Here is a 26,411-nt window from a genome sequence, read left to right on the forward strand (position 1 = left end):
CATAATACCATGTTGATTTTTGGGCTTTATCTATCTGCCTTAAAATTTTCATAATGGTTTATAGGAATATCTTAAAGAGAATGTTTTATATTCATATTTAAGTTTCCTTAATTTTTTTGCTTCGTGCTAAGACGTGAAGTTAAAATCGCAGAAATCACTAAAATAATGGCACTCACCCCAAAAGTCGCCTGATAACCACTATGGTCAAATAACATACCACCGAGTGTTGAACCCAATGCAATTGCGAGCTGGACAACTGCCACCATTAAACCACCACCAGCTTCAGCATCATTAGGCAAGGTACGGGCCAACCAGCTCCACCATCCTACAGGGGCCGCCGTTCCCAAAAATCCCCATATACCCAGCAACACAGCGACCACAATTGGCCATGTCCCAAAAAAGATTAAGCTGATTGCAATGACCGCCATCATGATTGGGATCATCATTAAGGTTGTATAAAACCCACGTTTCAGGAAAGTATTAATGACGCTGGTGCCAATAAATCCCATCACTCCAATTCCAAGCAGAATCAGGGACAAGGTCGAAATATTAACCTGGGTGATGGTTTCCAGAAATGGTCTGACATAGGTATAAAGTGAGAATTGCCCCATAAAAAATAAGCTGACCGCCAGCATACCAATCATCACCACAGGATTACCTAATAACCCCACAATTGATGAACGTTTTTCTGCTGACTCAGATGTAACCTGCATGGATGGCAGGCTGATCCACTGCCAAATAAGTGCGAGTATGGCAACAGGAACCAAACTAAAAAATGAACCGCGCCAACCAATGATTGATCCCAAATAACTGCCTAAAGGTGCAGCAATCACCATTGCCAAGGCATTACCACTATTAAAGATCGCCAATGCGCGAGGAACTTGGGCACTTGGCACTAAACGCATTGCCATTGCTGCTGACATTGACCAAAAGCCACCGATGACCATACCAATCAGTGCTCGTCCAATCATGTAGATTGTATAGCTTTGTGCAAGTGCGACAATTGCACCTGACACTGCCATGATAGCAGTTAAAATTAATAATAAGGTTTTGCGGTTGATGCTTCCTGCCAAGCGAGAGATTGTCAAACTTGTAATGACAGCAAAAGTGCCTGAAATAGCAATTCCTTGTCCTGCCAGCCCTTCTGTAATATGAAGATCCGCGGCAATTGGAGTAAGTAAACTGACTGGCATAAATTCAGAGGCAATCAATGCAAAAATGCATAAGCTCATTGCAAAAACACCACTCCAATATGCAGGTGGTTCCACATGCTCTTGTTCTTCTAGAGGACTTGACATTGTTATTCCTGACATAAGATTGAGATGCTAATTATAAAAATAAGAACCGTTGGGAATAAGCAGGGTTAAAAGAATAGAGTTATGTATATAATTCATGAATCGATCTCTACAGTCATGAGATCATTGGTCACCACAGCAGATTCATTTCACTGCAAATTTTGCCCTTAACTTAATGAATATCCAAAAATTAAAAGATTTTGCTTGTAAATTAATGAATATTTATCATAAGTCTATGCCGTTTTTTTAGACTAATCCTGAACACCCAAAGTAGCTAGACTTTCTTCCATACCTAAACTTGTTAAAACACATCTGATATGGGAGCTGAGATCATGCAAACTCGGATGAAAAAATTTCGTAATGTGGCCTTAACCGCTGCTCTGGCAACTACAGTCAGTTTATTTTCTTCAACCTCAACGATGGCGGCAGATATGTCAAACGGCGCAAATAACTTTTATCAAAGCAGTCAGGTCACCATCCAAAAGGTAACTTTTAAAAACCAGTACAACATGAATATTGTGGGTAATCTGGTCATCCCTAAACATCTCAAGAAAAATACCAAATCCCCTGCAATTGTCATTGGACACCCGATGGGCGCTGTCAAAGAACAAAGCTCCATGCTGTATGCCCAAAAGTTGGCAGAACAAGGGTTTGTGACGCTTGCAATTGATCAGTCATTTTGGGGGGAAAGTGATGGTCAACCCCGTAATGTGGTCGCTCCCGATATCTATGCTGAAGCCTTTAGTGCAGCAGTAGATTATCTGGGAACCCGTGATTTTATTGACCGTAACCGTATTGGTGCTTTAGGGATTTGTGGTAGTGGCAGCTTTGTGATTAGTGCAGCGAAAATTGATCCACGGATGAAAGCTATAGCAACAGTCAGCATGTACGATATGGGTTCTGCTGCTCGTAATGCATTGAACCATTCTCAAACCTTAGCGCAAAGAAAACAGATCATTGCAAATGCAGCTCAACAGCGTTATGTGGAATTTACTGGGGGTAAAACAGAGTATACCAGTGGTACAGTACATGAACTCACTGCCGATACCCATCCTATTCAACGTGAATTTTATGACTTTTACCGTACGCCACGTGGTGAATTTACACCTAAAGGCTCAAGCCCAGAGTTGACTACACATCCAACTTTGACGAGTAATATCAAGTTTATGAACTTCTATCCATTTAATGACATAGAAACCATCTCACCTCGTCCAATGCTATTTATTACTGGTGATCAGGCACATTCAAAGGAGTTCAGTGAAGATGCTTATAAGCGTGCAGGTGAACCTAAAGAGCTGTATTACGTCAAAGGTGCTGGACACGTTGATCTTTATGACCGTGTTGATTTAATCCCTTTCGATAAATTAGCTGACTTCTTTACTAAAAACTTAAAGTAAGCCCATCATTTAGCCAAGTTGAATAGACTCAAGTCAGCTTGGCTTTTTTTAATTGAAAGGCCACGTTATTGTTCAGTCATGATGACAAAACATACCGTTATCTTTATTCTGATTGTAGTAGGTTATAAGTATATTATTCACAACCTATAGTACTTTGAATGATCCGAAAAGTAGGAAATAACCCAAACGTATACTCAGAACAGATCAAGTAAAGCCTGTAAGAGAGCAAAAATACCAATATCTACACCTAAAATTGATCAGCCAATTAATCTAGATACACAAAAAATGGAGTTCCAATGTGATGGGAGAATTAAAATATCTTCCCCTGATTCTAATCTTGTTATTCACGATTGATACCCAAATGAAACATCCATATACGACTTAAGATGGATAGAAAAGAAAACATTCAACGCTATTTTCAAATATTGAATAAACTTACACTTCACGAATGACTAAAATCTAGTTGAGATAAAATGTGGAAATAAAACAAATAAAGTATTTTTTGACCGTTGTTGAAGCGGGTAGTATCGGAAAAGCAGCTCAAAAACTTGATATTGGTGCGTCAGCCATTAGTCAGCAAATTAGTAAACTAGAACAAGAGTTAAGCATTCGCTTATTACAACGTAATGCTTTTGGTGTTACACCGACCCCAGCAGGCTTGGCATTTTTAAAACATTCTCAACTGATTTTACGTCAAGTGAACTTTGCGATAGATGCTGCGCATTCGGCACGGCTTTCTGGTCATGTCAGCCTTGGTTTTCCACCAACCATTAGTGCTTTGCTTGGTATACCTTTAATGAAATTAATGTCTGAACGCTATCCCGATATTCGCTTAGAAGTGATTGAAACACTCTCGGACAACCTGATTCAAGCAATTAACTCGCGTCAGCTTGATATCGCGATTATTTTTACCAATGAAATTGATAAACAGTGGTCGATACAACCTTTGGTACGTGAACAAATGTATTTAATGGCGCGCAAAGAAGTGCTCGAAAAATACGGTCTTGCCGACTGTATCAAAAGTGGAATTATTCAGTCGCAGCAAATTGGTGATATCCCGTTAGTATTACCACGTCAACGCCATAGCTTAAGAAAATTACTTGAGCATAAGATTGGTAAACTGAATGTTGTCTATGAAATTGATGGTCTACATTTACTGATGAATAGTCTAATTCACCTTGACCTTGCAAGTGTTCGCCCTGGAAGTGCTTGTCTTAATGAATATAAACACCAATTACAGCTTCTAAAAGTAATTTCCCCCGAAATTGAACGTATTAACTACTTAGTCAGTTTCTCTGAGGATGAGTTATCTCCTGCTGCACTGGCTGCAAAATCAGCAATTAAAGCCTGTATAAAAGAATTAATTCAAAATCAAATCTGGCCATGTTCTGAAATGATTCTATAAAGAGTCATTAATTTTATTAAATACCTAATTAATTTTGTCCCCTTACTCCTGACTGCTTTTTAGGATTACATTTCACTTTGAATAGGATTTCTACTTAATAGAAATATGAATATGTAACTTGAACTGGAAACAAGGCGTCACATCTTCTTTACTAAGGATATCTGTAAAGCCCTCTGCCCCATTCTTCTTTTAGGTCTTTTCGAGCGAATTAGTTTATATCCAAGAATAATGTTGAATGTTTCCATTCTGTCAGACCAAGGAGGTCTCCAATGGATAATAGTAGGAATAAACGTAGTGCTACGTTTAAAAAAATATTAAATGTAACGAGTGGCAACTTTTTAGAACAGTACGATTTTTTTCTTTTTGGTTTCTATGCTACTTATATCGCAGCAAAATTTTTCCACTCTGAGAATGAATATGTCTCTTTAATGATGACATTTACCGTGTTTGCAGCGGGCTTTCTTATGCGTCCCCTCGGTGCTATTTTCTTGGGGGCTTATGTCGATAAAGTCGGACGACGTAAAGGGCTTATTGTGACTTTAAGCCTCATGGCCATCGGCACCATCTTAATTACCTTTGTACCAGGTTATGAAACCATTGGTATTATTGCGCCAATTTTGGTGGTGATTGGGCGTCTGTTACAGGGCTTCTCAGCAGGTGTTGAATCTGGTGGTGTATCGATTTATCTAGCTGAAATTGCAACAGATAAAAACCGTGGATTTATCACAAGCTGGCAATCTGGCAGCCAACAAATTGCGGTGGTATTCGCAGCATTACTTGGCTACTGGCTCAACACCATTTTAACTCATGCTCAAGTGGGTGAATGGGGCTGGCGTATTCCGTTTTTCATTGGCTGTTTGATTATTCCTTTAATCTTCTTATTCCGCCGTACCTTAGAAGAAACTGAAGACTTTAAAGCGCAAAAATCGCATCCTACTTCAAAAGAAATTTTCAGCACGCTTGCGAGCAACTGGCGCATTGTACTTGCAGGTATGATGATGAGTGCCATGACCACAACCACGTTCTATTTCATTACGGTTTACACCACTGTGTATGCAAAACGTACTCTAGAAATGTCGGTCACAGACAGCCTTTTAGCAACCGTGTTTGTAGGTTTATCCAATTTCTTCTGGTTACCAATGGGTGGTTTGCTTTCAGACAAAATTGGTCGTCGTCCAGTGTTAGTCGGCATTACAACCCTTGCCATCTTTACAACTTATCCAGTGTTAAGCTGGTTAGTGAGTGACATTAGTTTTACCAATCTAATTATTACGCTTGCTTACTTCTCATTTTTCTTTGGTATGTACAACGGCACCATGGTCGCAACACTTGCCGAAGTAATGCCAAAACGTGTTCGTACAGTTGGCTTCTCTTTAGCGTTCAGCCTTGCAGCCGCTATTTTTGGTGGTATGACGCCAATGGCATGTACTTACCTTGTCGAAAACACAGGCAATGCCAGCACACCAGCATTCTGGCTGATGTTAGCAGCGGTATGTAGTCTCATCTCAAGCTTGTATTTATGTCGCGGTTCTAAGCAGAACAAATCTGACGCGATTGCTGAACCTGCAAAGGTTGGCCCTTAAAACAATGACTTAACCTGAAATTTTAATGAACAGTACGGCGCATGTTGCAGCCGTACTGTGCTCTCCTGTCATTAACGTGAGATACTATGAAAAAGTCCCCTATCTTCATGACCATTTGCCTAGCTGGTGCAGGCTTAGGCTCAACGCTTGCTAACGCAGATACACTCGAAGTGATTAGTTCAGGCGGTTTCTATTCATCTATGGAAAAACTCATTCCAATATTTGAAAAGCAAACTGGTCACACGGTTCACCTTTCGTCTGGTTCATCAATGGGCGCTTCGCCAACTGCAATCCCAAACCGACTCGATCGTGGTGAACGTTTTGACATGGTGGTCTTAGCTGCTCCTGAACTGAACAAGCTTGCAGAAAAAGGCTATGTAGACCCAAACTCACAAAGTCCTTTAGTGAATTCGAGCATTGGCATGGCTGTGCCTAAAGGCGCGCCAAAACCAGACATTAGCTCTGCGGCAAAATTTGAAAAAGTTTTATTAAATGCTAAGCACATTGGTTATTCAGCAAGTGCGAGCGGTACACATCTTGAAAAAGATGTTTTCCCAAGCTTCCCACCTGTCGAGTACAAAGTGATTGCTGGTAAAGCAGAAAAAGTAGTCGGTGATCGCGTTGCAAAACGTATTGCTGAAGGCCAGTTTGATATTGGGTTCCAGCAAATTAGTGAAATCAAACCTTTTACTGGCCAATATGGTCAAGTTGATTTAGTCGGCCCAATTCCTGCTCCTTATCAAAAAGTCACTGTATTTGCAGCAGGCATTGGTAAAAACTCTGAACATGCAAAAGTCGCAAAAGAACTTATTCAATTTGTGAAATCGCCTCAAGCGACACAAATTATTGAAGAACAGGGTCTTGAGCAGGTTAAACAATAAAAGCTCTAAAAGGCAGCATTTTGAGAGGATGTTGCCTTTACTCTTTAGACGGTTTACGTAGCGTAATAGAACAAAATGCAGAGCGATAAACCAGTGTAGAATAATGAACAAAGGACAATGTAGTATTTGCCGTGGAACTCAAACAATTAAAGTATTTTATTGCAGTGATCGAGTCTGGAAGCTTAGGTAAAGCTGCAAAAAATCTCGATATTGGAACTTCTGCATTAAGTCAGCAAATCTCAAAATTAGAAAGCGAGCTTTCTATTCGCCTTTTACAACGTACTGCTTTAGGTACCGTTCCCACCCCTGCGGGTTTAGCTTTTTTTCAACAGGTTCAACTGGCGCTTAGACACTTAGACCATGCCGTAGACTCTGCACATTCTTCACGTTTAAGCGGTCATGTCACCGTCGGTTTTTCACCAAGTGTCGCGTCGGTTATAGGCACGCACTTTTTAAAACTCATGAGAAATCGTTATCCCGACATTAAAGTCCGTTTAATTGAAGGCTTGTCGGGTGATCTCAAAGCCTTAGTGAATGCAAGGCAGCTCGATGTGGCGATCATCTTTAGTGACGATGTCGACCCACAGTGGGCCATACAGCCTTTAGTCAAAGAGCAAATGTTTTTAATCTCGCCTAAAGAAGTGCTGAGTCAGTACCATCTTGAAAGTTGTATCGACACTCAAACCATTACCCATTCACAGCTTAAAGAACTTCCCCTGATTTTACCGAGTCAACGACATGGACTGCGCTTGTTGCTCGAACAGAAAATTCATCAGCTTAAAGTGGCCTATGAAATTGATGGGCTGCATTTGTTAATGGAAAGCATTAGCCAACTCGAAATGGCAACCATCCAGCCTGCGGGTGCATCGTTAAACTCACGGCAAGACCTCTGTTTACTGCGCATTGTAGAACCTGCCATTGAGCGTATTAACTATTTAATTAGTCTGTCTGAAGAAGAACTCTCGCCTGCTACTCTAGCCACCAAAGTGGTGATTCGTGCTTGTGTGACTAACCTGATTAATGAAAAGCGTTGGCCTGGTGCTGAACTCGTAAACACTTAAGCGCTTAGTGTTCACTTTTACTAAATACCCATTCAAGCTTAGCCTCTCACTTCACCTTCCCTTTTAAAGCTACATTAGCCTTAGCTGAGAAAGGGAGAAATCCATGCATGATGTGATTGTAATTGGTGGTGGGAATGCCGCACTGTGTGCCGCGCTCACGGCAAAAGAAAGTGGCGCATCTGTGCTTGTCATAGAAGCAGCACCTAAAGAATGGCGTGGTGGTAACTCACAACACACTCGTAACCTCCGTTGCATGCATGATGCTCCTCAAGATGTATTGGTCGATGCCTATCCTGAAGAAGAATATTGGCAAGACCTACTTAAAGTGACTGCGGGCAAAACCAATGAGCACTTAGCCCGTCTGGTTATTCGTAGCACGGCAACATGTCGCGACTGGATGCGTAAACATGGTGTTAATTTTCAGCCGCCACTATCGGGTGCTTTGCATGTTGCTCGTACCAATGCCTTTTTTATGGGTGGTGGTAAAGCCCTCATTAATGCGTACTACCGTAGTGCTCAAGAACTTGGCATTGAGATTTTATACAACACAAAAATTAAAGACCTAAAGTTAACTCAAGGACATTTTGAAGCCGCAATTGCTGAAGATGGTCGTGTATTTAAAGCGAAAAGCTGTGTATTGGCCGCAGGTGGTTTTGAGTCAAATCTGGAATGGTTAAGAGAAGCATGGGGACAAAATGAAAATGGCGAATGGCCTGCCGATAATTTCATTATTCGCGGAACCCGCTTTAATCAAGGCAACTTGCTCAAATTTATGATAGATCAAGGCGCCGATATTATTGGTGATCCATCACAATCGCATTGCGTCGCTGTAGATGCAAGAGCACCGTTATATGATGGCGGCATCTGCACCCGTATTGACTGCGTTTCACTGGGTATTGTGGTCAATAACAAAGCCGAACGTTTTTACGATGAGGGCGAAGACTTCTGGCCAAAACGTTATGCGATTTGGGGCCGCCTTGTTGCCAAACAACCTCAGCAAATTGCCTATTCGATTATTGATTCAAAAGCCATTGGTCGCTTTATGCCACCTGTGTTTGCGGGGGTAAAAGCAAATAGCATTCAAGAACTGGCCGAAAAAATCGGGCTAGATGCAAAAACCTTCTGTCACACCGTAGAAGAATTTAATCAAGCCTGTGTGCAAGGCACCTTTAACCACACAGTTTTAGATGACTGCACCACCCAAAATATTGTTCCCAACAAGACCCACTGGGCAGTTCCTCTCGATCGCCCACCCTTCTATGCCTATGCGCTTAAACCCGGCATTACCTTTACCTATTTAGGCTTAAAAGTCGAAGACGATGCTGCGGTGCGTTTTAACAATAAAGCCAGCCGCAACCTGTTTGTCGCAGGTGAAATGATGGCAGGTAACGTACTTGGTCAGGGTTATACCGCTGGCGTTGGTATGTCGATTGGCACAACGTTTGGACGCATTGCCGGAAAAAATGCAGCCCACTATGCACTTTCACAAGGAGTTGAACATGAATGCTAGTACTAAAGCCCTAATTCCAGTTGTTCAGCTCTCTGACCATGAGCAGGAAGTTCAAAGAGCCCTACAAATTTGTAATGCTTGTCGCTACTGTGAGTCATTTTGTGCTGTATTTGCGGCGATGACCAAGCGTCTTGAGTTTAATCAAGCCGATATTCATTACCTCGCAAACCTGTGCCATAACTGTGGTGCTTGTTTACACGCTTGCCAATATGCCCCGCCGCATGAGTTTGGTGTAAACATTCCAAAAGCAATGGCACAAGTACGTTTGGAAACTTACCAAGAGTTTGCGACACCTCAGCCTTTAGGCCGACTTTATAAGTCTGTGGGAATTCCTTTTGTTTCGGCGCTATCAGTTATTTTCTTTTTATGCATGTTAGCTGTGGTGTGGCACAAAGGCATTGACCTGTTTGCAGGCTATCAAGGTAATTTCTATGCGATTTTCCCGCATAACTTTTTAGCGCTACTGTTTGGAGCGACCTTTACAGTTGCGATTGTTTTGCTCGGCATTGGGATTAGTAAATTTTGGCGACAAACATCTAAAGTTATTCACGGCAAAGTTGAAAAACCAGATCTAGTTCAAGCTACCCAAAATGTATTAACGCTTAAATATTTAGATGGTGGACATGGCAAAGGCTGTAATGAGCAAGATGACCGTTACACACAAATCCGCCGCGTGTTCCATCACCTCACCTTTTATGGCTTTATGCTTTGCTTTGCAGCCACAGGTGTAGCGACTTTATATCACTATTTCCTTAACCTACATGCGCCGTACCCTATCTTTAGCTTGCCTGTTATTTTGGGTACTTTGGGTGGGTTTGGCTTAGTGATTGGACCATCTGGCTTGCTCTATTTAAACCTTAAACGCCACCCATTACATGGTGACCGCGAGCAAAAACCTGTAGATCGAGGCTTTATTTTCCTTTTAATTTTAGTCAGTGCTTCAGGCTTAGCTCTCATGGCATTTCGTAATTCTCCATACATGGCACTTTTACTGATTTTCCATTTAGCTACGGTCATGACATTCTTTATTACCATGCCATTTGGAAAGTTCGCACACGGTTTTTACCGCAGTGCTTCTTTACTAAAATTTGCCATCGAAGAAAGAAAATCTAAATCATAACCCCTTATAAATAGAATATAAAGCCGGTATAAACGCCTTATATTCAATGTAAAAACCATCGCCTACTATTCTTCATATTGAGCATAGCAGGCGATTTTTTCTAACAACAAACCATAATAAAAATTATTTATAGGTTCATTACTCAAATTTTAACAGTCTCTTTGCTGTAAATAAGTCAGTACTATAGTCGATAAAAACCCTTATTTTTCATGTTTTAATCTACAAATAAATATATTAAAATACGCATCTTTTTATTCCTTATGTCAAACTCAAATTACTTGCTCATCCTGTTCTTTGAAAAGAATTATCGCTTAAAGACATAAGCAATATCATAGAAATGAAAATTAAAAATATGGGGAAAATATGAGTAGAAGAAAAATTTCTGAATATAGACAGACATTTATTCTAAGGATTATGGCAACAGCCATTCTATTATTTATTGCATTTTTAAGTACTGAAATCAAAATGATTGTCATACTATGCTTTATATTTCTGATTTTTGTTTGGATTTGGGGATTTAAAGAAAAAATTATTTTGTCTCCAAATCAGCTAACAAAACAAAGTTTATTTGGAACCAGAACAGTGCTGTTAAATGCAAAAACTGAGTATTTTTATAAGTTTGTACAAGTACGCGTACAAGGTATCAATACAGGTCAACATACATATATTACAGTCAAAAATGGTCATCAACAGATCAAAGCAAACAGTAATATCAAAGATATAGATAAATTACGTGAACAATTAATTCAGCTTGAAATTCAAAATTTACAACCACAGATTCAAAAGGCATTACAGGAAAAAAGTAGTTTAAATTTTGGTGTCATGAAAGTATCAGCCACAGGTCTTGCATATAAAAATAAAATGCTAATGTATTCTGAAATAGCTGACTTTGGTATTCAAAATGGCTTTTTCTTTGTTCAGAAACAAGGGGGCAAAGGAAACTTCTTTAAAATTTCGGTATCAGATATTCCTAATATGACAACTTTCTTTGGATTATTAGACTATTATCTTCAGGAAAAACTAGTGGCTTAGATGAACATCATCTTCCTAATTTAAATTCAATCAGAGATCTATTCATTTATGGCTGATTTCACCATATCAGCCATATGGCTCAATCACTCAGAATTTATAATCGAAACGAATACTATATCTATAATAACAACCTGAGCCTTGACGATATTCATTTTTCTTTATGTATTCTTCTTATTATCAGTAATACCACTTCAATTCTGGTTGTTCTAAATCATTCATTAAACCAACCTATCTACTCTTGGCTTCAATCAGCATTTTATGATGCAAAAAAACACCCCGAATTAGTCGGGGTGTTTTTTTACTCTTTCACACGCTAAATATTTAGAATGGAATACGTTTATATTGACGATATTCAGGTTTCCAGAAATTTTTCTCGATGTTTTCAAGTAAAATTTCATCCGACACAATCGGGGCAACGCCTGCTTCCATCGCAGCTTTAGCGACTTTAAAGGCAATCAAACGCGATACTTTCTGAATTTCATTAATATCAGGCAATAAATCCGCTTCAGGGTTTTGAAGCATTGGTGAACAATCCGCCAATGCTGTACTTGAAGCGACCAACATGCTCTCGGTTACTCGAGTCGCAGATGCTGCCAAAATACCTAAACCAATACCCGGGAAAATATAAGAGTTATTACATTGAGGAATGTTATATAACTTGCCTTTATAATTGACAGGTGCAAATGGGCTACCTGTTGCAATCAATGCTCGGCCTTCTGTCCACTGAAGAACATCTGCTGGCACAGCTTCAACACGCGATGTCGGGTTCGACAACGGTAGAACAATTGGACGTTCACAATTTTGTGCCAAAGTTTTAATCACTTCTTCACTAAAGAGCCCCGGCTGACCTGAAACACCAATCAATACTGTCGGTTTGGCATTTTTTACGACATCCAATAATGAAATCACGTCTTCAACATTTGCCCAATGCGCAACTGATTCAGGTTTTTGTGCTAATTTACGTTGGAAATCCAATAAATTTGGCTGATTTTCAGTAATCAAACCAAAGCGGTCAACCATAAATACGCGTTTACGTGCTTCTGCATCGGTTAAACCTTCAGCAACCATTTGCGTTATGATTTGCTCAGCAATACCACAACCTGCCGAACCAGCACCCAAGAAAGTAATGGTTTGGTCTCTGAGTTGTTTGCCCGCTGCACGACTTGCCGCAATCAAGCATCCTACTGAAACAGCCGCAGTTCCTTGAATATCATCGTTAAAACAGCAAATTTGATCACGATATTTTTCCAAAAGTGGCATCGCATTTTTCTGTGCAAAGTCTTCAAACTGAACCAATGCTTTTGGCCAACGGCGATGAATGGCTTTAATCACATCATCTACGAAGTCATAATATTCATCACCACTGATACGTGGTTGACGCCATCCCATATAAATCGGATCATTTAATAGCTGTTGACTATTGGTACCAACATCAATAGTAATTGGCAATGTATACGCTGGGCTAATCCCACCACAAGCGGTATACAATGAGAGTTTACCGATTGGAATCCCCATCCCGCCAATACCCTGATCGCCAAGTCCTAAAATACGTTCACCATCAGTGATCACAATCACTTTGACATTCTTTTTATTTACATTCTGTAAGATATCATCAATGTGTTCGCGGTCAGGATAAGAAATAAATACCCCACGATGACGGCGATAAATATCAGAAAAACGCTGACAAGCCTCACCCACAGTTGGTGTATAAATAATCGGCATCATTTCTGCCAAATGATCTTCTAATACACGAAAGAACAATGTTTCATTGGTATCTTGAATATTACGCAAATAAATATGCTTATTAATCGCATCATGAAATGCAGAATACTGCTGATAGGCGCGCTGACTTTGCTCATCGATTGTTTCAACAACGTGTGGAATCAAGCCATGCAAATTAAAACGTGTCCTTTCTTCCTCGCTAAATGCTGAACCTTTGTTCAACAACGGGAGTTCCAATAAGGTATTTCCTGCATAAGGAATATAAAGGGGATGTTTGGTTTGCGTCATTGCTGTCATGTCCTGTCTGTTTTTTTATAAGTTAGCAAATTTACTAACTTATATTCCAATTAACCTTACTAAGCTTAATTCTTTTTTGAGTAAAAGGGGTATTTCTTATATTTATAGTAGCAATAGGAATATTTTTAAGATTAATTACATAATCCACGTTGAGCAGTTATCGCCCAAGTGGATCTTTTTTATTTTAAAATAATTTATGCTTTTTGTTTGGTAAAACGTGCAAATTTACGATTAAAGTTCGCAACTCGGCCTTCATTGCTTGCCTGACGTACTTCACCAGTATAAAACGGGTGCGATGCACTTGAAATATCTAGTGTCACATAAGGATAGACTTGCCCTTGATATTCTCTAGTTTGCTTTGGTTTTAGCGTTGAACCAATCAAAAAATAGGTATTGGCATTGGTGTCATGAAATAACACCTGCTGATAGTCAGGATGGATATTCGATCTCATTTTTCGCCTCAATTATTGTTACATTATAACATAACAATAATACTCAATCCTACCGCTAAATTCAAACCTAACTTTCACCATCCTTTTTAGCTTCCGTTTAATTCGTTCTTCTTTTGTAGAATCTACACTGTAAATAGAAATGCCTTTTCCTAAATCGCACAAAATTTGCTATATTTGCACTCTTTCTGTGACAAGTTTTCTATAGATTATGAATACGGCAATACAAGCAGCTCTCGAACACGCAATCCAATCGCTTCAACAGCAAGGTGTACTTCCACAAGACTGGAAAAATAGCAGTACATTAACGCGTACTAAAGACCGAAGCCACGGTGATTTTGCTTCGAATGTTGCCATGATTGCCGCTAAACCAGCAGGCATGAAGCCACGCGATATTGCAGAAAAAATCCTTGAAAATTTGCCAGAAGTTGCAGATATCACCAAAGCTGAAATCGCAGGGCCTGGCTTTATCAACTTCTTCTTAAATGCCGATCAGCGTTTTGCCATTTTAGATCAAATTCAAGCACAACAAGCCGAGTTTGGTCGTACTCAAAGCAATGCGGATAAAAAAATACAGGTTGAGTTTGTTTCTGCTAACCCGACTTCAAGTTTGCATGTTGGACATGGTCGTGGTGCGGCATACGGTATGACCGTTGCCAGCTTATTAGAAGCTACAGGCGCGCATGTTGACCGTGAATACTACGTCAATGACGCAGGTCGTCAAATGGACATTTTGGCAACTTCAACCTATTTACGTTACCTTGAACTTTTAGGGCAAAAACTTGTTTTCCCTAAAAATGCCTACCAAGGTGATTACGTTAAAGAAATCGCACAAAGCATTATCGACAAAGACGGCGATAAATACGTTCGTGATGTTGCTGCTGTATATGACAATGTCCCTGAAGATGTTCAATTTGCTGATGAACTTGATGCCGATGGCAACAAAGTCGTACTTTCAGGCGATAAAGAAAAACACATTGATGGCCTCATTGCCAATTCGCAAAACTTGCTCGCAAACGGCTACCGTGTTTTCCATCAAGCAGCTTTAAAAGCCATTTTAGATGACATTAAAGATGACTTAGGTGAATTTGGCGTAACTTTTAATCAATGGTTCAGCGAAGCAAGCCTGACTGAAAAAATTGATGAAGCTCTTGAAACATTAGAACAACGTGGCTTCTTGTATGAACAAGATGGCAACATCTGGTTTAAATCGACTGAATTTGGCGATGAAAAAGACCGCGTTGTCAAACGTCGTAACGGTCAAACCACTTATTTCGCATCAGACATTGCGTATCACTTAAATAAATTACAACGTGGTTATACGCACATTATTGATATTTGGGGTTCAGACCACCACGGCTATATTGCACGTGTTAAAGCCGCGATTGATGCGCTAGGTTATGACTCATCTAAATTAACTGTGCTTTTGGTTCAGTTCGTCAGCTTATGGCGTGGCGGTGAGATGGTACAAATGTCATCTCGTTCAGGTCAGTTCGTAACGTTGCGTGATCTTCGCAAAGAAGTTGGTAACGATGCTGCACGTTTTTATTACGTGATGCGTAAAAGCGAACAACACATCGACTTCGACCTTGACTTGGCTGTATCTCAAAGCAAAGACAATGCGGTGTACTATATTCAATATGCCCATGCACGTATTTGCCGTATGCTTGAAAAAGCCAAAGATACAGGCATCGCATTTGATGCAACACAAGCTCGTCAGTTTGCTGACCAGTTAAGCTTAGAAGCTGAGGCCGAAATTTTGGCAAAACTTGCTGCATATCCAGAAATTGTGAGCCGTGCTGCAAATGCCTATGAACCGCATCAGATTGGTAACTATTTGAAAGAATTGGCTGCTTTGTTCCACGGTTGGTACAACGAACACAAAGTATTGAGCGATGATGAGAAACTCACTCAAGCACGTTTATTGCTTTCTGTGAATGTACGCCAAGTTTTACGCAATGGCTTAGGATTATTGGGTGTTTCTGCACCTGAAATGATGTAATCAGCAACGCAATACTTTTGCACATCATCGCAAGACGATGTGCAAAGCCCAAGTGATTGTAAATAAAGAGGGTTCTCACGTGTTTGGAAAAACGCAACGTGGTGTTTCAGAACGACCTAAGCAGCCAAAACAACCATGGATACCGAAATGGTTCGTGACGCTTTTGGTTATTCTTATTATTTTAAGTGGCGCTGTTGCCTTTCTGCTGTGGAAACCGTGGGCACCCGTACAACCTCGTACCGAGGTCACGGCGGGACAAGATCAGGAAGAGACCAATAAGGACTATCGATTTTACGATCAGTTACCGAAACAACAGGTCACTCCTATCCCTGAACAAGCCGTACCTGATACTCAGCCTAAAAATGTCGGTGTGATTGTAGAAGCACCATCTCAACCGACTGAAGCAAATACGGCTTCTGATGCGGTTGAAACACCTGTAGCTACAAGCTATATTTTACAGATCAAGAGCTTTACCGACCCTGATAGTGCGGATGCAAAGCGTTCTGAAATTATCATGAATAAACTGCCAGCAGATGTGATTACCAGCCATGAAGGCGGGAAAACTTGGTATCGTGTCATTTCAGGCCCGTTTACCACTCAAGACTCAGCACTGGCTGCTCAGCAAACCTTACAAAACAGTGGTATCGACTCGATTGTCGTGAAACACTAAAAAGTAGAGCGACCATGTGGTCGCTCTTTTTCTATCTGCTTTCATTGTATGTTGTATGGATGATTGCCTCATCAAAATACTAAACCAGATATCACTCCAAACACCAAATGATTTAAAGCAAAAGAAAATAGATTAACGACTCAGTCAAAAAGGCACATCTCCCTGTCGCAAAAACAGATTAAATCAAAGAACGTAGCTTTGGGAGGTTTCAATGCTGTAAAGTAGAATTATCTATTCTTCTTTATACGCAAAACAACCCACATAATATTCAAAACAAATATTATATTGATGTTTATTATTATTCGTATGATATATGAATATAAATTAAAATAGGTATTCAAATCATGTGTACAAGAGTGCTTTATCTGGGTGAAAATCAGAATGTAATAACAGCCAGATCGATGGATTGGAAAACAGATATTCATACCAATTTGTGGATTTTGCCACGCAATATAAAACGAAGTGGAATGGCAGACCCTCAAGCGATTCAATGGACATCAAAATATGGCAGCGTAATTGCAACAGGATATGATATTTCAACGACTGACGGCGTGAATGAAAAGGGGTTAGTTGCAAATTTACTTTGGTTGATTGAGTCCGAATACCCAAATCCAGATATTGTGAAGAAATCGCCTTTAAGTATTTCACTCTGGGCACAATATGTTTTAGACAACTATGCAACCGTAGACGAAGCGGTAACAGCACTTGAGCAAGAACATTTTACAGTGATCACAGACACCATTCCCGGTGAAGAACGCCTCGCAACGGTACATTTGTCTATTTCAGATGCATCAGGTGATAGTGCGATTATTGAATATATTAATGGCAAACAGGTCATTCACCACAGCCGTAAATATCAGGTCATGACCAACTCGCCAACATTTGACCAACAGTTAGCCTTAAATGCGTATTGGCAACAAATTGGCGGGACTGTGATGTTACCGGGAACAAACCGCGCATCAGACCGTTTTGCGCGTGCATCGTTTTATATCAATGCCATTCCTCAAAATGCCAATCATCGTGACACACTGTCCAGTGTCTTTAGTGTCATTCGTAATGCCTCTGTCCCATTTGGCTTGACCACTGAAAATGAACCCAATATTTCATCCACACGTTGGCGTACAGTGATTGACCATAAAAATAGTTTGTATTTTTTTGAATCGGCCATTTCACCCAATATTTTCTGGGTTGATTTAAAAGAGATTAATTTTGCCAGTGGTGAAACTCAAAAATTAGATCTTGGCCCGAACCAAGAAAATATCTATTCAGGTAAAGCCAATGCTGAATTTAAAATTGCTGAACCATTTCGGTTTTTAGGTACATATTAAGCATTTAGAAGTACTGAAATGCATTAAAGTGACAGTTCAACTTGGGAAATCTGATCTATACATCGTTTATGTTTAGGCATAAACCTATTTAATAAGATGTTTGATGCACGATAAACATCATTGCGCTGATTATGTAGTTTCAGAAAATCATGTTTATCTGATGATGGAGGGATAGGCGGATATTGAAGGCCAGCTTTCTGGACAACACCCCACCTATCCCTTATCTCTTTTATAAGATGATGCACTCAACCTAATCTGGTTTATGACAACAGTCTTTGAGTTCTAGTTCAGATGGTGAAGGTGCTTCTTTTGCTAATTTCTTTGTGGGTAATTTGGCAAAGAAAATAAAATTGCCTACTAAAATAAGAACAACACCTAATATCGCACTCGTATTCCACACATATCCTTCCCAAAACGTTGAGATACTCAAGGCAATTAATGGAAACAATAAAGTGCTATAAGCCGCCTGCCCTGCACCAATACGCCCAACTAATAAGAAATAAGCAGAAAATCCAACCACAGAACCAAAGATCGCCAGATACAACACTGCCGTAACAAACTTCGGCTCAAATGCAGGCATAAAATGATGACCTTGTATAATTGCCAAAAGTGCCATAAAGATTACACCATAGCTCATTCCATAGGCATTGGTGGTAAAAACATCTAAACCTTTACGTTGGTGGCGAGTGCTGACCATATTGCCAAACGAAAAACCTAATGTTCCCAAAACACACAGCCCTATGCCAAAGAAGGTCTCCGTTTGTAATGTTGTCGCGCTAATATCCTGCCAGAATAATGCAATCATGCCCGCAAAACCCAAAATCGCTGCGGGATAAAATCTGCGTGAAATAGGCGTAGCAAAGAAAAGTCGACTATTGATGGCATTAAACAACACAGCCATTGAGAAAATAACCGACTCTAAACCGCTGTTGACATAAGCCACTGCCGTGTAAAAACACAGGAAGTTCAGCCCGAACACACACATGCCTTGCAACATACAAAACATATGGTCTTGCCATGTCAGATGATGCCGTTTGCCTTTGTATAACAATGCTATCCACAAGATGACAGCCGCAATCAGGAAGCGCCAGAAAATTGAAACCTCAGGGCTTACAACGCCTTGCTGGGCAGTAATTGCAATCCATGTTGTCCCCCAAATCAAGACAACCAACATATACAGAAAGGCATTCACCATGACAGACTCCTCTAGATCAACACAACAATTCAGAAGAATTATTTCAAAATTCAATCTGTCTGACTTGCATAATCTTGCGGTTTTTACCAACTGTATGACCTCAATCAGGATAAAAACCGTTACACTGGTTTAAACCACAGTGCATCATCACGTTGTATCTAGAGCATGTCTTATCAGATCCTCGAACAATTGCAGCAGCATAAAACCAAGCTCCTCAACAGTGTCGAATTAGGACAAGGGATGCAGCTTGCCGCATGGTTTAATCAGCATGATCTAGTACATGTATGTAGTGACCATCATACCTTGAGTTTATATACGCAAGGGGGATATGAAAGCTACCAAAAGACAGCTCAGGGTTGGCGCAATGGCGGTGGGCCAGATCGTTTTTGTTTAATGCCGCAAGCCCAAGAGTCGATATGGGACTTACGTGGTGAATTGTTCTTTGTGCATCTGTATTATACCGATACCCATTTACGCCAAATGGCGACTAAAATATGGGACAAAGAGCCAAACATCATTCAACTTGATGAAAAAGCTTTTGTGAATGACCCTTATATTACCCAGCTTTATCGTCAATTTTTGCTCAGCTATAACTGGCAACAAAATGATCATCTATTACAATTAAGTAGTGCAGCAATGCAACTGTTAACGCATGTTTTGCAAAATTACAGCAACCTGCACTGGCGTTTACCAGAAATAAAAGGTGGTCTTGCGCCCTTCACTTTGCGTTATGTAAAAGACTGGATTGAGCAACACTTACATCTTCCACTCACCATTGCCGACTTAGCAGCACAGGCGAATTTAAGTGAGTACCACTTTGCACATATGTTCCGTCGTTCAACCCACATGACACCTCATCAATATGTCATGCAACGACGTTTACAGACCGCTTATTTATATCTACGGACACATTTGCATTTGAACCTGACTGAAATCGCCATACTCTGTGGTTTTAGTTCAGCCAGTCATTTCAGTCGCTGCTTCCGACAGTACTATGGTTATCAGCCTTCTTTGCTTCGACTACAAATCGATTATTGATCATCTGCTTGAAATCGTATAAATATTTTCCTATAAAACCACTTTAAAGTAATGACTACCCCTGCATGAGCCAAGATAACGCCCCCAATTATCAACCCTTACAACCTCAATATCGTTTACTCGTTTTACTGGTTTCAATTGGTTTCTTCATGCAGGCGCTAGACACAACGATTGTCAATACAGCCTTGCCCGCTATGGCAAAAAGTCTAGCTCAAAACCCACTCAAAATGCATGGCGTCATTGTGGCATATGTTCTCTCTGTTGCGAGCTGTATTCCTTTAAGTGGCTGGCTGGCAGATCGTTTTGGTTTAAGAAATATATATCTCTTTGCAATTTTTCTATTTACCATCGCCTCTTTAGGTTGTGGTTTCTCTAATTCATTTAACGAGTTAATCATTTTTCGGGTGTTACAAGGAATCGGCGGTGCACTACTCTTACCTGTAGGGCGACTTTCCTTACTCAAAATTATCCCACGTGAACAATTTCTAGCAGCCATGAGCCTGATGAGTCTTGCTGGGTTAATTGGCCCTTTAATTGGCCCCACTCTCGGTGGCTGGCTGGTTGAATCTTTCAGTTGGCACTGGATTTTTCTCATCAATCTGCCGATGGGACTTTTGGGGATAGCCGTTACCCTGAAGGCACTTCCCAATATTCAAACCCCTGTTCAACCTTTTGACACATGGGGAATTATTCTCCTCATTATGGCAATGATTGGGCTTACCCTCGGCATTGACAGCTTTTCGGAGCAACACTCAGGTCTGCTGAGTGCCGTTCTCATTGCAATGGGTATATTTGGAAGTCTCGCTTATGCGTATTATGCACATTTGAGTCGTAAGGCATTATTTAGAAGTGATTTATTTAAAAACCGTGGATTTACCGTCGGAATTTTGGGGAACTTTTTTGCCCGTTTTGCAGGAAACTCAATTCCCTTTTTACTGCCATTGATGCTACAGGTTGTATTCCACTTTGAACCATTTATGACGGGTTTAATGCTGATTCCACTGGTATTGGGTTCATTGGTTTCTAAACCCATCGTTCGCCCTCTGATTCAACATTTAGGTTATCGCAATGTACTGGTTGCCAATACTGCCATTTCGGGGCTATGTATTATTGGTTTTGCGCTACATCATGCCACCACACCAGAATGGCTCAGAGCAAGCCATTTCTTTATTTTTGGTATCTTGAACTCAATCCAATTTGTTTCAATGAATACCTACACCTTAAAAGACTTACCCAAACAATATGCCAGTAGCGGTAATAGTTTTTTATCCATGATCATGATGCTCTCCATGAGTATTGCCATTGCCATCGCAGGAAGCCTAATTACGATTTATTCTCTGCCATCACTCCACTTCACCATAGAACAAGTCTTCCATTACACACTAATGACGCTGGGGCTATTCAACATATTCACTCTCTGTATTTTCCTAAAAATACCAAAGGGTCAATAACAAATTACAATGGGTTTGGGCATCCACTTGCTTTAAAATAATTACATAAATGATCAGCCTTATCCGTGCATGAAAACGCTCTCCAAAAAGACCAAATTGGTATTCCAGACCATCTCTACAGGGATGGGTTTGGGGCTTGCTGGTTTTGCCCTATTTCTACTGATGCATAACACACCTGCCGCAGCACAGGATTATCCTATTCAGGGTTTTGATGTGTCACATCATCAAGGCAAAATTAATTGGAAACTGATTTCACCGAAGCAATATCATTTTGTCTATATCAAAGCTACCGAAGGCGGAGATTACCAAGACCCAAGCTTTCAGGACAACTGGTTGCAAGCACGAGAACAAGGACTTCATGTCGGGGCATATCATTATTATCGACTCTGCCGCGATGCCAAAATTCAGGCAGAAAACTTTATTGCCACTGTTCCCAAAAAATGGGATGCTCTGGCACCTGTCATTGACCTCGAATATGACGCGCAATGTTTAGCACAATCCACACAACAACAACTGATTCAACAAATTCAATTAATGCGATTCCTATTACAACAACATTATGGAAAAGCACCCATTTTCTATGTTTCCAAACCGTTCTATCATGTTGTTCTTATGGGACATTTTAATAAAACACAACTTTGGATTCGTGACTATGATGAACCCGATCCAATACTCAAAGACAAACGTGGCTGGTTCTTTTGGCAATACAGCAAACAGGGAAAAATTGCAGGTATTTCGCAACCAGTCGACTTAGATGTCTATGCAGGTTCAGAACAACAATGGCAAAGTTATCTTCGCTATATTGGCATTCAGAAAAAATAGGCAGAATCTATGCGTAAAATTATTCATATTGATATGGATGCGTTTTATGCTTCAGTCGAACTACGCGAGCGACCAGACCTACAGCAAGTTCCTGTCATCATCGCACATGATCACCCACGAGCAGTGGTCACCACAGCATCTTATCCTGCCAGAAAATTCGGTTTACGCTCTGCGATGTCGGTTACGCAAGCAAAAAAACTCTGTCCACATGTGGTCATTTTAGAACCCCATTTCGAGCTTTACCGTGCCGTATCGCTAGAAATCCAGCAAATTTTCCAACAATACACCCCCATCATCGAACCCCTTTCACTTGATGAAGCCTATTTGGATGTAACTGAAAATCTAAAACAACTTCCAAGCGCAACCGAAGTCGCCCGACACATTCAGCAAGACATTTGGCATACAACACAACTCACGGCCTCGGCAGGCGTGGCTCCGAACAAATTTCTCGCCAAAATCGCATCCGACTGGAACAAACCGCAAGGTCTTTGTGTAATTAAACCGCATCAGGTTCAGGCTTTTATTCAAAATCTAGCTTTAGATAAAATTCCAGGGGTTGGTCGTGTCACACAGGCAAAGCTTTCTGCACTCAACTTATTTACACTCGGTGATCTACAACATATTTCTGAATCCCTCCTGATTCAGCATTTTGGGAAATATGGTCAACAGCTTTTTTTATATGCCCAAGGCATTGATCATCGCCCCGTTGTAGCAAGCCGTATTCGCCAGCAAATCTCAAAAGAAATCACCTTTGATACAGATCTCAATCTCAGCCAATGTCAGTCTTATTGGGAACAACTTGCCACTCAGGTTTGGCAGAGTTTGGAAAAACGAAATCTAACCGCCTATGGCATCTCGATCAAACTCAAATATCCCGACTTTAAAGTGTTACAACACAGCAAACGCTTTGATCAGGCATTACAACATCAACAACAATTACAACAGGCAGTCGCTCAACTTATTCATGAAGCTCATATTCCCCACGAAGATAAATTCCGCCTGATGGGTATTGGTGTTTATCAACTGATTGCACAACAAGAAATCAATCAACTTTCGCTCTGGAATGAATAAATCGGGCTTATTGGTGATAAATAGTGCTCTTTTTTCAGAAAAAATCGAATCAACCACAGACAAATCCACTATTCAAATTTTCTGACCCAGTTGAAAACTATTTTAACCTCTCTACAAAACAGGGGATTTTTACTGCCACGACATGAGCAAATTTTCATTCAAAATGAATAAATTTCAACTTCTATATTTTATCGTTCCAAAACTGGGAATCCTCGCCATAAACATCGATGGATTGCCCACAGATGCTCAACTTAATCTCGCCATTGACTCTCATTTCGATTAAGCTATTGCGCTTCATCTGTAACCAATGTTTTCAAGCAATTACAGATGAGGAATGGATTTCCCTAGACTTTCAATACACCGATTTGGACTTTTTCGCATGACCGCAATGCCTTCCGTTTCTTTAGAAAAACGTGCCCGTCAGGCCGCATTTAGCAGTTTTATTGGTGCTGTTGTCGACTGGTATGATTTTTTACTGTATGGCATTGTTGCAGCATTGGTTTTTAAAACCCAATTTTTTCCAAGCGTTAGTCCAACTATGGGGACGCTGGCAGCCTTTGCAACATTTGGGGTGGGCTTTCTCTTTCGCCCTTTAGGTGGCATTGTTTTTGGACATTTTGGTGACAAAATTGGTCGTCAGAAAATGCTCTTCCTTACCGTATTCTTCATGGGAATGGCCACTGTTTGTATCGGGTTGCTCCCTAATTTTGAGCAAATTGGCTGGTGGGCACCTATTTTGCTCGTAACTTTACGCGCCTTACAAGGATTTGCCGTTGGAGGAGAATGGGGCGGTGCTGCACTCATGGCGGTTGAAAATGCACCCGAACACAAAAAAGCGTTCTACAGCAGTGGTGTACAAATTGGCTATGGTGTTGGGCTGATGCTTGCATCAGGCTGCGTTTCTCTTGTAATCCTATGCCTTGGGCAAGAAGCTTTTAGCGAATGGGCTTGGCGTATTCCATTTCTCATCAGCATCATTCTCGTTGGATTTGCCGTTTGGGTTCGCTTACAACAACACGAATCACCTGATTTTATTCCCCAAAAACATAAAGCAACACACACAGCTCAAAGATTTCCAATTATTCAAGCGATCAAAGAAAGTCCACGTGGCTTTTTCTACATTATCGCACTACGTTTGGCAGAATTACTGACCATGTATTTAGTGACGACATTTGCACTGAACTACTCTACTCAAAATTTGCATATGTCCTCACAGCTATTCCTGAATATTTCCTTATTGGTTGGTGCAATTAGTTGTTTTAGCATACCTTTTTTCGCCCATATGGCAGACCGTTTTGGTCGACGACGCATGTGCATTATCGGTGGAATTATTGGTGCACTGGCAGCATTCCCCTTCTTTTTTGCGTTGCAACACGGCTCTGTTTTTTGGATTATCATCCTCTCTATCCTACTTGCAAACTTAGCGCATGACATGGTTGTGAGCGTACACCAACCTATTTTTACAGAACTCTTTGGTTCTCAATATCGCTATAGTGGTGCAGGGGTCGGTTATCAACTTGCCAGTATCATCGGGGGTGGTTTTACACCATTTATTGCCACAGCATTAATTGCATGTGCAAATGGACACTGGATTTTGGTGGCAATTTATCTCAGCGTTGGCTGTTTACTTACCGCAATAGTTGCAGCATCCATGAAGGCTAAAGTATCATCAAAATAAAGAATTCAAGGTAATTTTTATGACCGTTCAGCGCTTACATCCAACATCACGTTTTTGCGAAGTTGCAATTTCTGGCAATCTTGTACATTTGGCTGGTCAACTTGCAGATGATACGACTCAAGACATTCGCTCTCAAACACAACAGACTTTAGCCAATATCGACCGTTTCCTTGCAGATGCAGGCACAAATAAAAGTCATATTCTATCGGTGATTATCTTCCTTAAAGATATCAATCAAGACTATGCTGCCATGAATGAAATCTGGGATGCATGGATTGATCCACAGAACCCACCTGCTCGCACTTGTGTTGAAGCGAAACTGTATGCTCCTGAGGTTTTGGTCGAAATGACTGTCACGGCTGTTCGTCCATAATCCTTCTGTTCCCAGCCAATCATCGATGGTTTTTGATTCATGCAAAAGCCATCGATATTTCCTCTACATGTAAATCTTCCCGCAACCGCTGTTCATCAGGCACCCCGATATAACGCAAGACCTTATATCCACCCAACTCTAACAAGCGATCTTCATATTGACCCGACTTTAACTGTTGACTCATTCCCCAAACAGGGTCATATAAAGAGATAATCGCATTAACCTGGTAATGCTCATTCAACACAACAAAATCAGCACTTAATGTATTGAATTTATGACGTGTATGACCATATTTAGTCGTCAATAAAGCGTTATAAGAAACTTTAGCTAAAACCGTATATTGAGGTAATAACGAAGATAAACGGTTCAGCAATACTTGTTCGTTATAATTTAGCACCCGACGTTGTTTGAGCGCACTATCATTCAAACTTTGTTGGTCTTTTTTATAACGAAAAATAAATACAGTTAAAATCAGTATACTAATTATTGTTAATAGAATTAATTCCATATTTTCAACTCCTTATAATTATTAAAATACATATGGATGAACAATAATACCCTCTTGATATCATCCCTTTTATGATCTTTTTATCATGAAGAAAAATGAGATAAAATGTCAACCTTACAAATACCTACCTATATAAAGCACTTTGTAAATAAAAATTTATAAGTATATCTATTCTCAAAATTGCAATTTCAGTCAAAGTGGTCAGAATATACCCAGTATCTCAATTCAACAATATGTTGTTTCCACTCGAATCTGGGTACGCTCATCTAATGTATAAGCGACCTATTTTGAAAATCTAAGTCATTAACTCTTTGTCTTTCCAAATAACGTGAATTTATCTACCATAAATTCGCGTTTACCTGAGATTGAAAGCATTTTTGCAGTATTTTCAATACAGGGATATCTTGATATTCAATCTATTTTATTTCAATTATGATTATTTAACTTCCGCATAAAAATAAACCCCCGACACTTGGTCGGGGGTTTGAATAATGAGCTGGCGATGACTTACTCTCACATGGGT

At 40.3% G+C, this 26,411-nt stretch carries 22 protein-coding genes; 17 read left to right on the forward strand and 5 right to left on the reverse strand.

Annotated elements, in window-relative coordinates:
* Positions 1 to 107 precede the first annotated feature (107 nt).
* Positions 108 to 1,298 carry an MFS transporter gene (locus tag ABDV70_RS11440; protein WP_343597862.1) on the reverse strand — a complete coding sequence of 397 codons (1,191 nt, stop codon included), beginning with the start codon at positions 1,296 to 1,298 and terminating at the stop codon, positions 108 to 110.
* A gap of 329 nt (positions 1,299 to 1,627) precedes the next feature.
* Here ABDV70_RS11440 and ABDV70_RS11445 point away from each other — a divergent pair, with 329 nt between their 5' ends.
* From ABDV70_RS11445 to ABDV70_RS11480, 8 genes are all read left to right on the forward strand, one after another.
* Positions 1,628 to 2,692 carry an alpha/beta hydrolase gene (locus ABDV70_RS11445; protein WP_343597863.1) on the forward strand — a complete coding sequence of 355 codons (1,065 nt, stop codon included), beginning with the start codon at positions 1,628 to 1,630 and terminating at the stop codon, positions 2,690 to 2,692.
* 475 nt (positions 2,693 to 3,167) lie between these two features.
* Entirely contained in the window at positions 3,168 to 4,097 is a 930-nt protein-coding gene (locus ABDV70_RS11450) for a LysR family transcriptional regulator (RefSeq protein ID WP_343597865.1), read from the forward strand.
* 269 nt (positions 4,098 to 4,366) lie between these two features.
* The gene (locus ABDV70_RS11455) at positions 4,367 to 5,680 is read left to right on the forward strand and encodes an MFS transporter (protein ID WP_343597866.1); all 1,314 of its coding nucleotides are present in this window, start codon (positions 4,367 to 4,369) and stop codon (positions 5,678 to 5,680) included.
* Between the two features lie 86 nt (positions 5,681 to 5,766).
* A complete protein-coding gene (locus tag ABDV70_RS11460) occupies positions 5,767 to 6,561 on the forward strand; it encodes a substrate-binding domain-containing protein (RefSeq protein ID WP_343597868.1) in 795 nt (264 codons plus the stop codon).
* Between the two features lie 131 nt (positions 6,562 to 6,692).
* On the forward strand, positions 6,693 to 7,622 hold the full coding sequence (locus ABDV70_RS11465; protein WP_343597870.1) for a LysR substrate-binding domain-containing protein: 930 nt from the start codon (positions 6,693 to 6,695) through the stop codon (positions 7,620 to 7,622).
* A gap of 103 nt (positions 7,623 to 7,725) precedes the next feature.
* The gene (gene tcuA / locus ABDV70_RS11470; protein WP_250374756.1) at positions 7,726 to 9,132 is read left to right on the forward strand and encodes an FAD-dependent tricarballylate dehydrogenase TcuA; all 1,407 of its coding nucleotides are present in this window, start codon (positions 7,726 to 7,728) and stop codon (positions 9,130 to 9,132) included.
* On the forward strand, positions 9,122 to 10,252 hold the full coding sequence (tcuB, locus tag ABDV70_RS11475; RefSeq protein WP_343597873.1) for a tricarballylate utilization 4Fe-4S protein TcuB: 1,131 nt from the start codon (positions 9,122 to 9,124) through the stop codon (positions 10,250 to 10,252). The genes tcuA and tcuB overlap by 11 nt, the downstream gene beginning before the upstream one ends.
* 363 nt (positions 10,253 to 10,615) lie before the next feature.
* Positions 10,616 to 11,284: a DUF6585 family protein gene (locus ABDV70_RS11480; RefSeq protein WP_343597875.1), complete on the forward strand. Its 669-nt coding sequence runs from the start codon at positions 10,616 to 10,618 to the stop codon at positions 11,282 to 11,284.
* 321 nt (positions 11,285 to 11,605) lie between these two features.
* Here ABDV70_RS11480 and ABDV70_RS11485 read toward each other — a convergent pair whose 3' ends face one another.
* Together ABDV70_RS11485 and ABDV70_RS11490 are read right to left on the reverse strand one after the other, a co-directional pair.
* Positions 11,606 to 13,303: an NAD-dependent malic enzyme gene (locus tag ABDV70_RS11485; RefSeq protein WP_343597877.1), complete on the reverse strand. Its 1,698-nt coding sequence runs from the start codon at positions 13,301 to 13,303 to the stop codon at positions 11,606 to 11,608.
* Positions 13,304 to 13,497: 194 nt separating this feature from the next.
* Positions 13,498 to 13,755: a type B 50S ribosomal protein L31 gene (locus tag ABDV70_RS11490; protein ID WP_343597878.1), complete on the reverse strand. Its 258-nt coding sequence runs from the start codon at positions 13,753 to 13,755 to the stop codon at positions 13,498 to 13,500.
* A gap of 208 nt (positions 13,756 to 13,963) precedes the next feature.
* Here ABDV70_RS11490 and argS point away from each other — a divergent pair, with 208 nt between their 5' ends.
* The 3 genes from argS to ABDV70_RS11505 all read left to right on the forward strand — a co-directional run bounded on the left by argS (position 13,964) and on the right by ABDV70_RS11505 (position 17,752).
* The gene (argS, locus tag ABDV70_RS11495; RefSeq protein ID WP_343597879.1) at positions 13,964 to 15,754 is read left to right on the forward strand and encodes an arginine--tRNA ligase; all 1,791 of its coding nucleotides are present in this window, start codon (positions 13,964 to 13,966) and stop codon (positions 15,752 to 15,754) included.
* A gap of 79 nt (positions 15,755 to 15,833) precedes the next feature.
* Positions 15,834 to 16,424 carry an SPOR domain-containing protein gene (locus tag ABDV70_RS11500; RefSeq protein ID WP_343597880.1) on the forward strand — a complete coding sequence of 197 codons (591 nt, stop codon included), beginning with the start codon at positions 15,834 to 15,836 and terminating at the stop codon, positions 16,422 to 16,424.
* 323 nt (positions 16,425 to 16,747) lie between these two features.
* Positions 16,748 to 17,752, forward strand: coding sequence for a linear amide C-N hydrolase (locus ABDV70_RS11505; RefSeq protein WP_343597894.1), 1,005 nt, complete (start codon positions 16,748 to 16,750; stop codon positions 17,750 to 17,752).
* 250 nt (positions 17,753 to 18,002) lie between these two features.
* On the opposite strand, the gene ABDV70_RS11510 is transcribed toward ABDV70_RS11505, so the two are convergent.
* Positions 18,003 to 18,944 (reverse strand): DMT family transporter, encoded by a 942-nt coding sequence (locus tag ABDV70_RS11510; protein WP_343597895.1) that lies wholly within the window; start codon positions 18,942 to 18,944, stop codon positions 18,003 to 18,005.
* A gap of 168 nt (positions 18,945 to 19,112) precedes the next feature.
* Between ABDV70_RS11510 and ABDV70_RS11515 the strand changes: the two genes are divergently transcribed.
* The 6 genes from ABDV70_RS11515 to ABDV70_RS11540 all read left to right on the forward strand — a co-directional run bounded on the left by ABDV70_RS11515 (position 19,113) and on the right by ABDV70_RS11540 (position 25,380).
* A complete protein-coding gene (locus ABDV70_RS11515; RefSeq protein WP_343597882.1) occupies positions 19,113 to 19,985 on the forward strand; it encodes an AraC family transcriptional regulator in 873 nt (290 codons plus the stop codon).
* 65 nt (positions 19,986 to 20,050) lie between these two features.
* Positions 20,051 to 21,436 carry a multidrug transporter subunit MdtD gene (gene mdtD / locus ABDV70_RS11520; protein ID WP_343597883.1) on the forward strand — a complete coding sequence of 462 codons (1,386 nt, stop codon included), beginning with the start codon at positions 20,051 to 20,053 and terminating at the stop codon, positions 21,434 to 21,436.
* A gap of 123 nt (positions 21,437 to 21,559) precedes the next feature.
* Positions 21,560 to 22,258, forward strand: coding sequence for a GH25 family lysozyme (locus ABDV70_RS11525; protein ID WP_343597896.1), 699 nt, complete (start codon positions 21,560 to 21,562; stop codon positions 22,256 to 22,258).
* 9 nt (positions 22,259 to 22,267) lie between these two features.
* Positions 22,268 to 23,329 carry a DNA polymerase IV gene (dinB, locus tag ABDV70_RS11530; protein WP_343597886.1) on the forward strand — a complete coding sequence of 354 codons (1,062 nt, stop codon included), beginning with the start codon at positions 22,268 to 22,270 and terminating at the stop codon, positions 23,327 to 23,329.
* Between the two features lie 379 nt (positions 23,330 to 23,708).
* Entirely contained in the window at positions 23,709 to 25,007 is a 1,299-nt protein-coding gene (gene shiA, locus ABDV70_RS11535; RefSeq protein ID WP_343597887.1) for a shikimate transporter, read from the forward strand.
* Between the two features lie 19 nt (positions 25,008 to 25,026).
* Positions 25,027 to 25,380, forward strand: a complete 354-nt coding sequence (locus tag ABDV70_RS11540; RefSeq protein WP_343597888.1) for a RidA family protein — start codon at positions 25,027 to 25,029, stop codon at positions 25,378 to 25,380.
* A 37-nt stretch (positions 25,381 to 25,417) separates the two neighbouring features.
* Here the strand turns inward: ABDV70_RS11540 and ABDV70_RS11545 are convergent, their stop codons facing one another.
* Positions 25,418 to 25,888, reverse strand: coding sequence for a DUF2726 domain-containing protein (locus tag ABDV70_RS11545; RefSeq protein ID WP_343597889.1), 471 nt, complete (start codon positions 25,886 to 25,888; stop codon positions 25,418 to 25,420).
* Between the last annotated feature and the right edge of the window lie 523 nt (positions 25,889 to 26,411).

This window comes from Acinetobacter sp. (genome assembly GCF_039596015.1).
In the GTDB taxonomy this organism is placed as follows: Bacteria; Pseudomonadota; Gammaproteobacteria; order Pseudomonadales; family Moraxellaceae; genus Acinetobacter.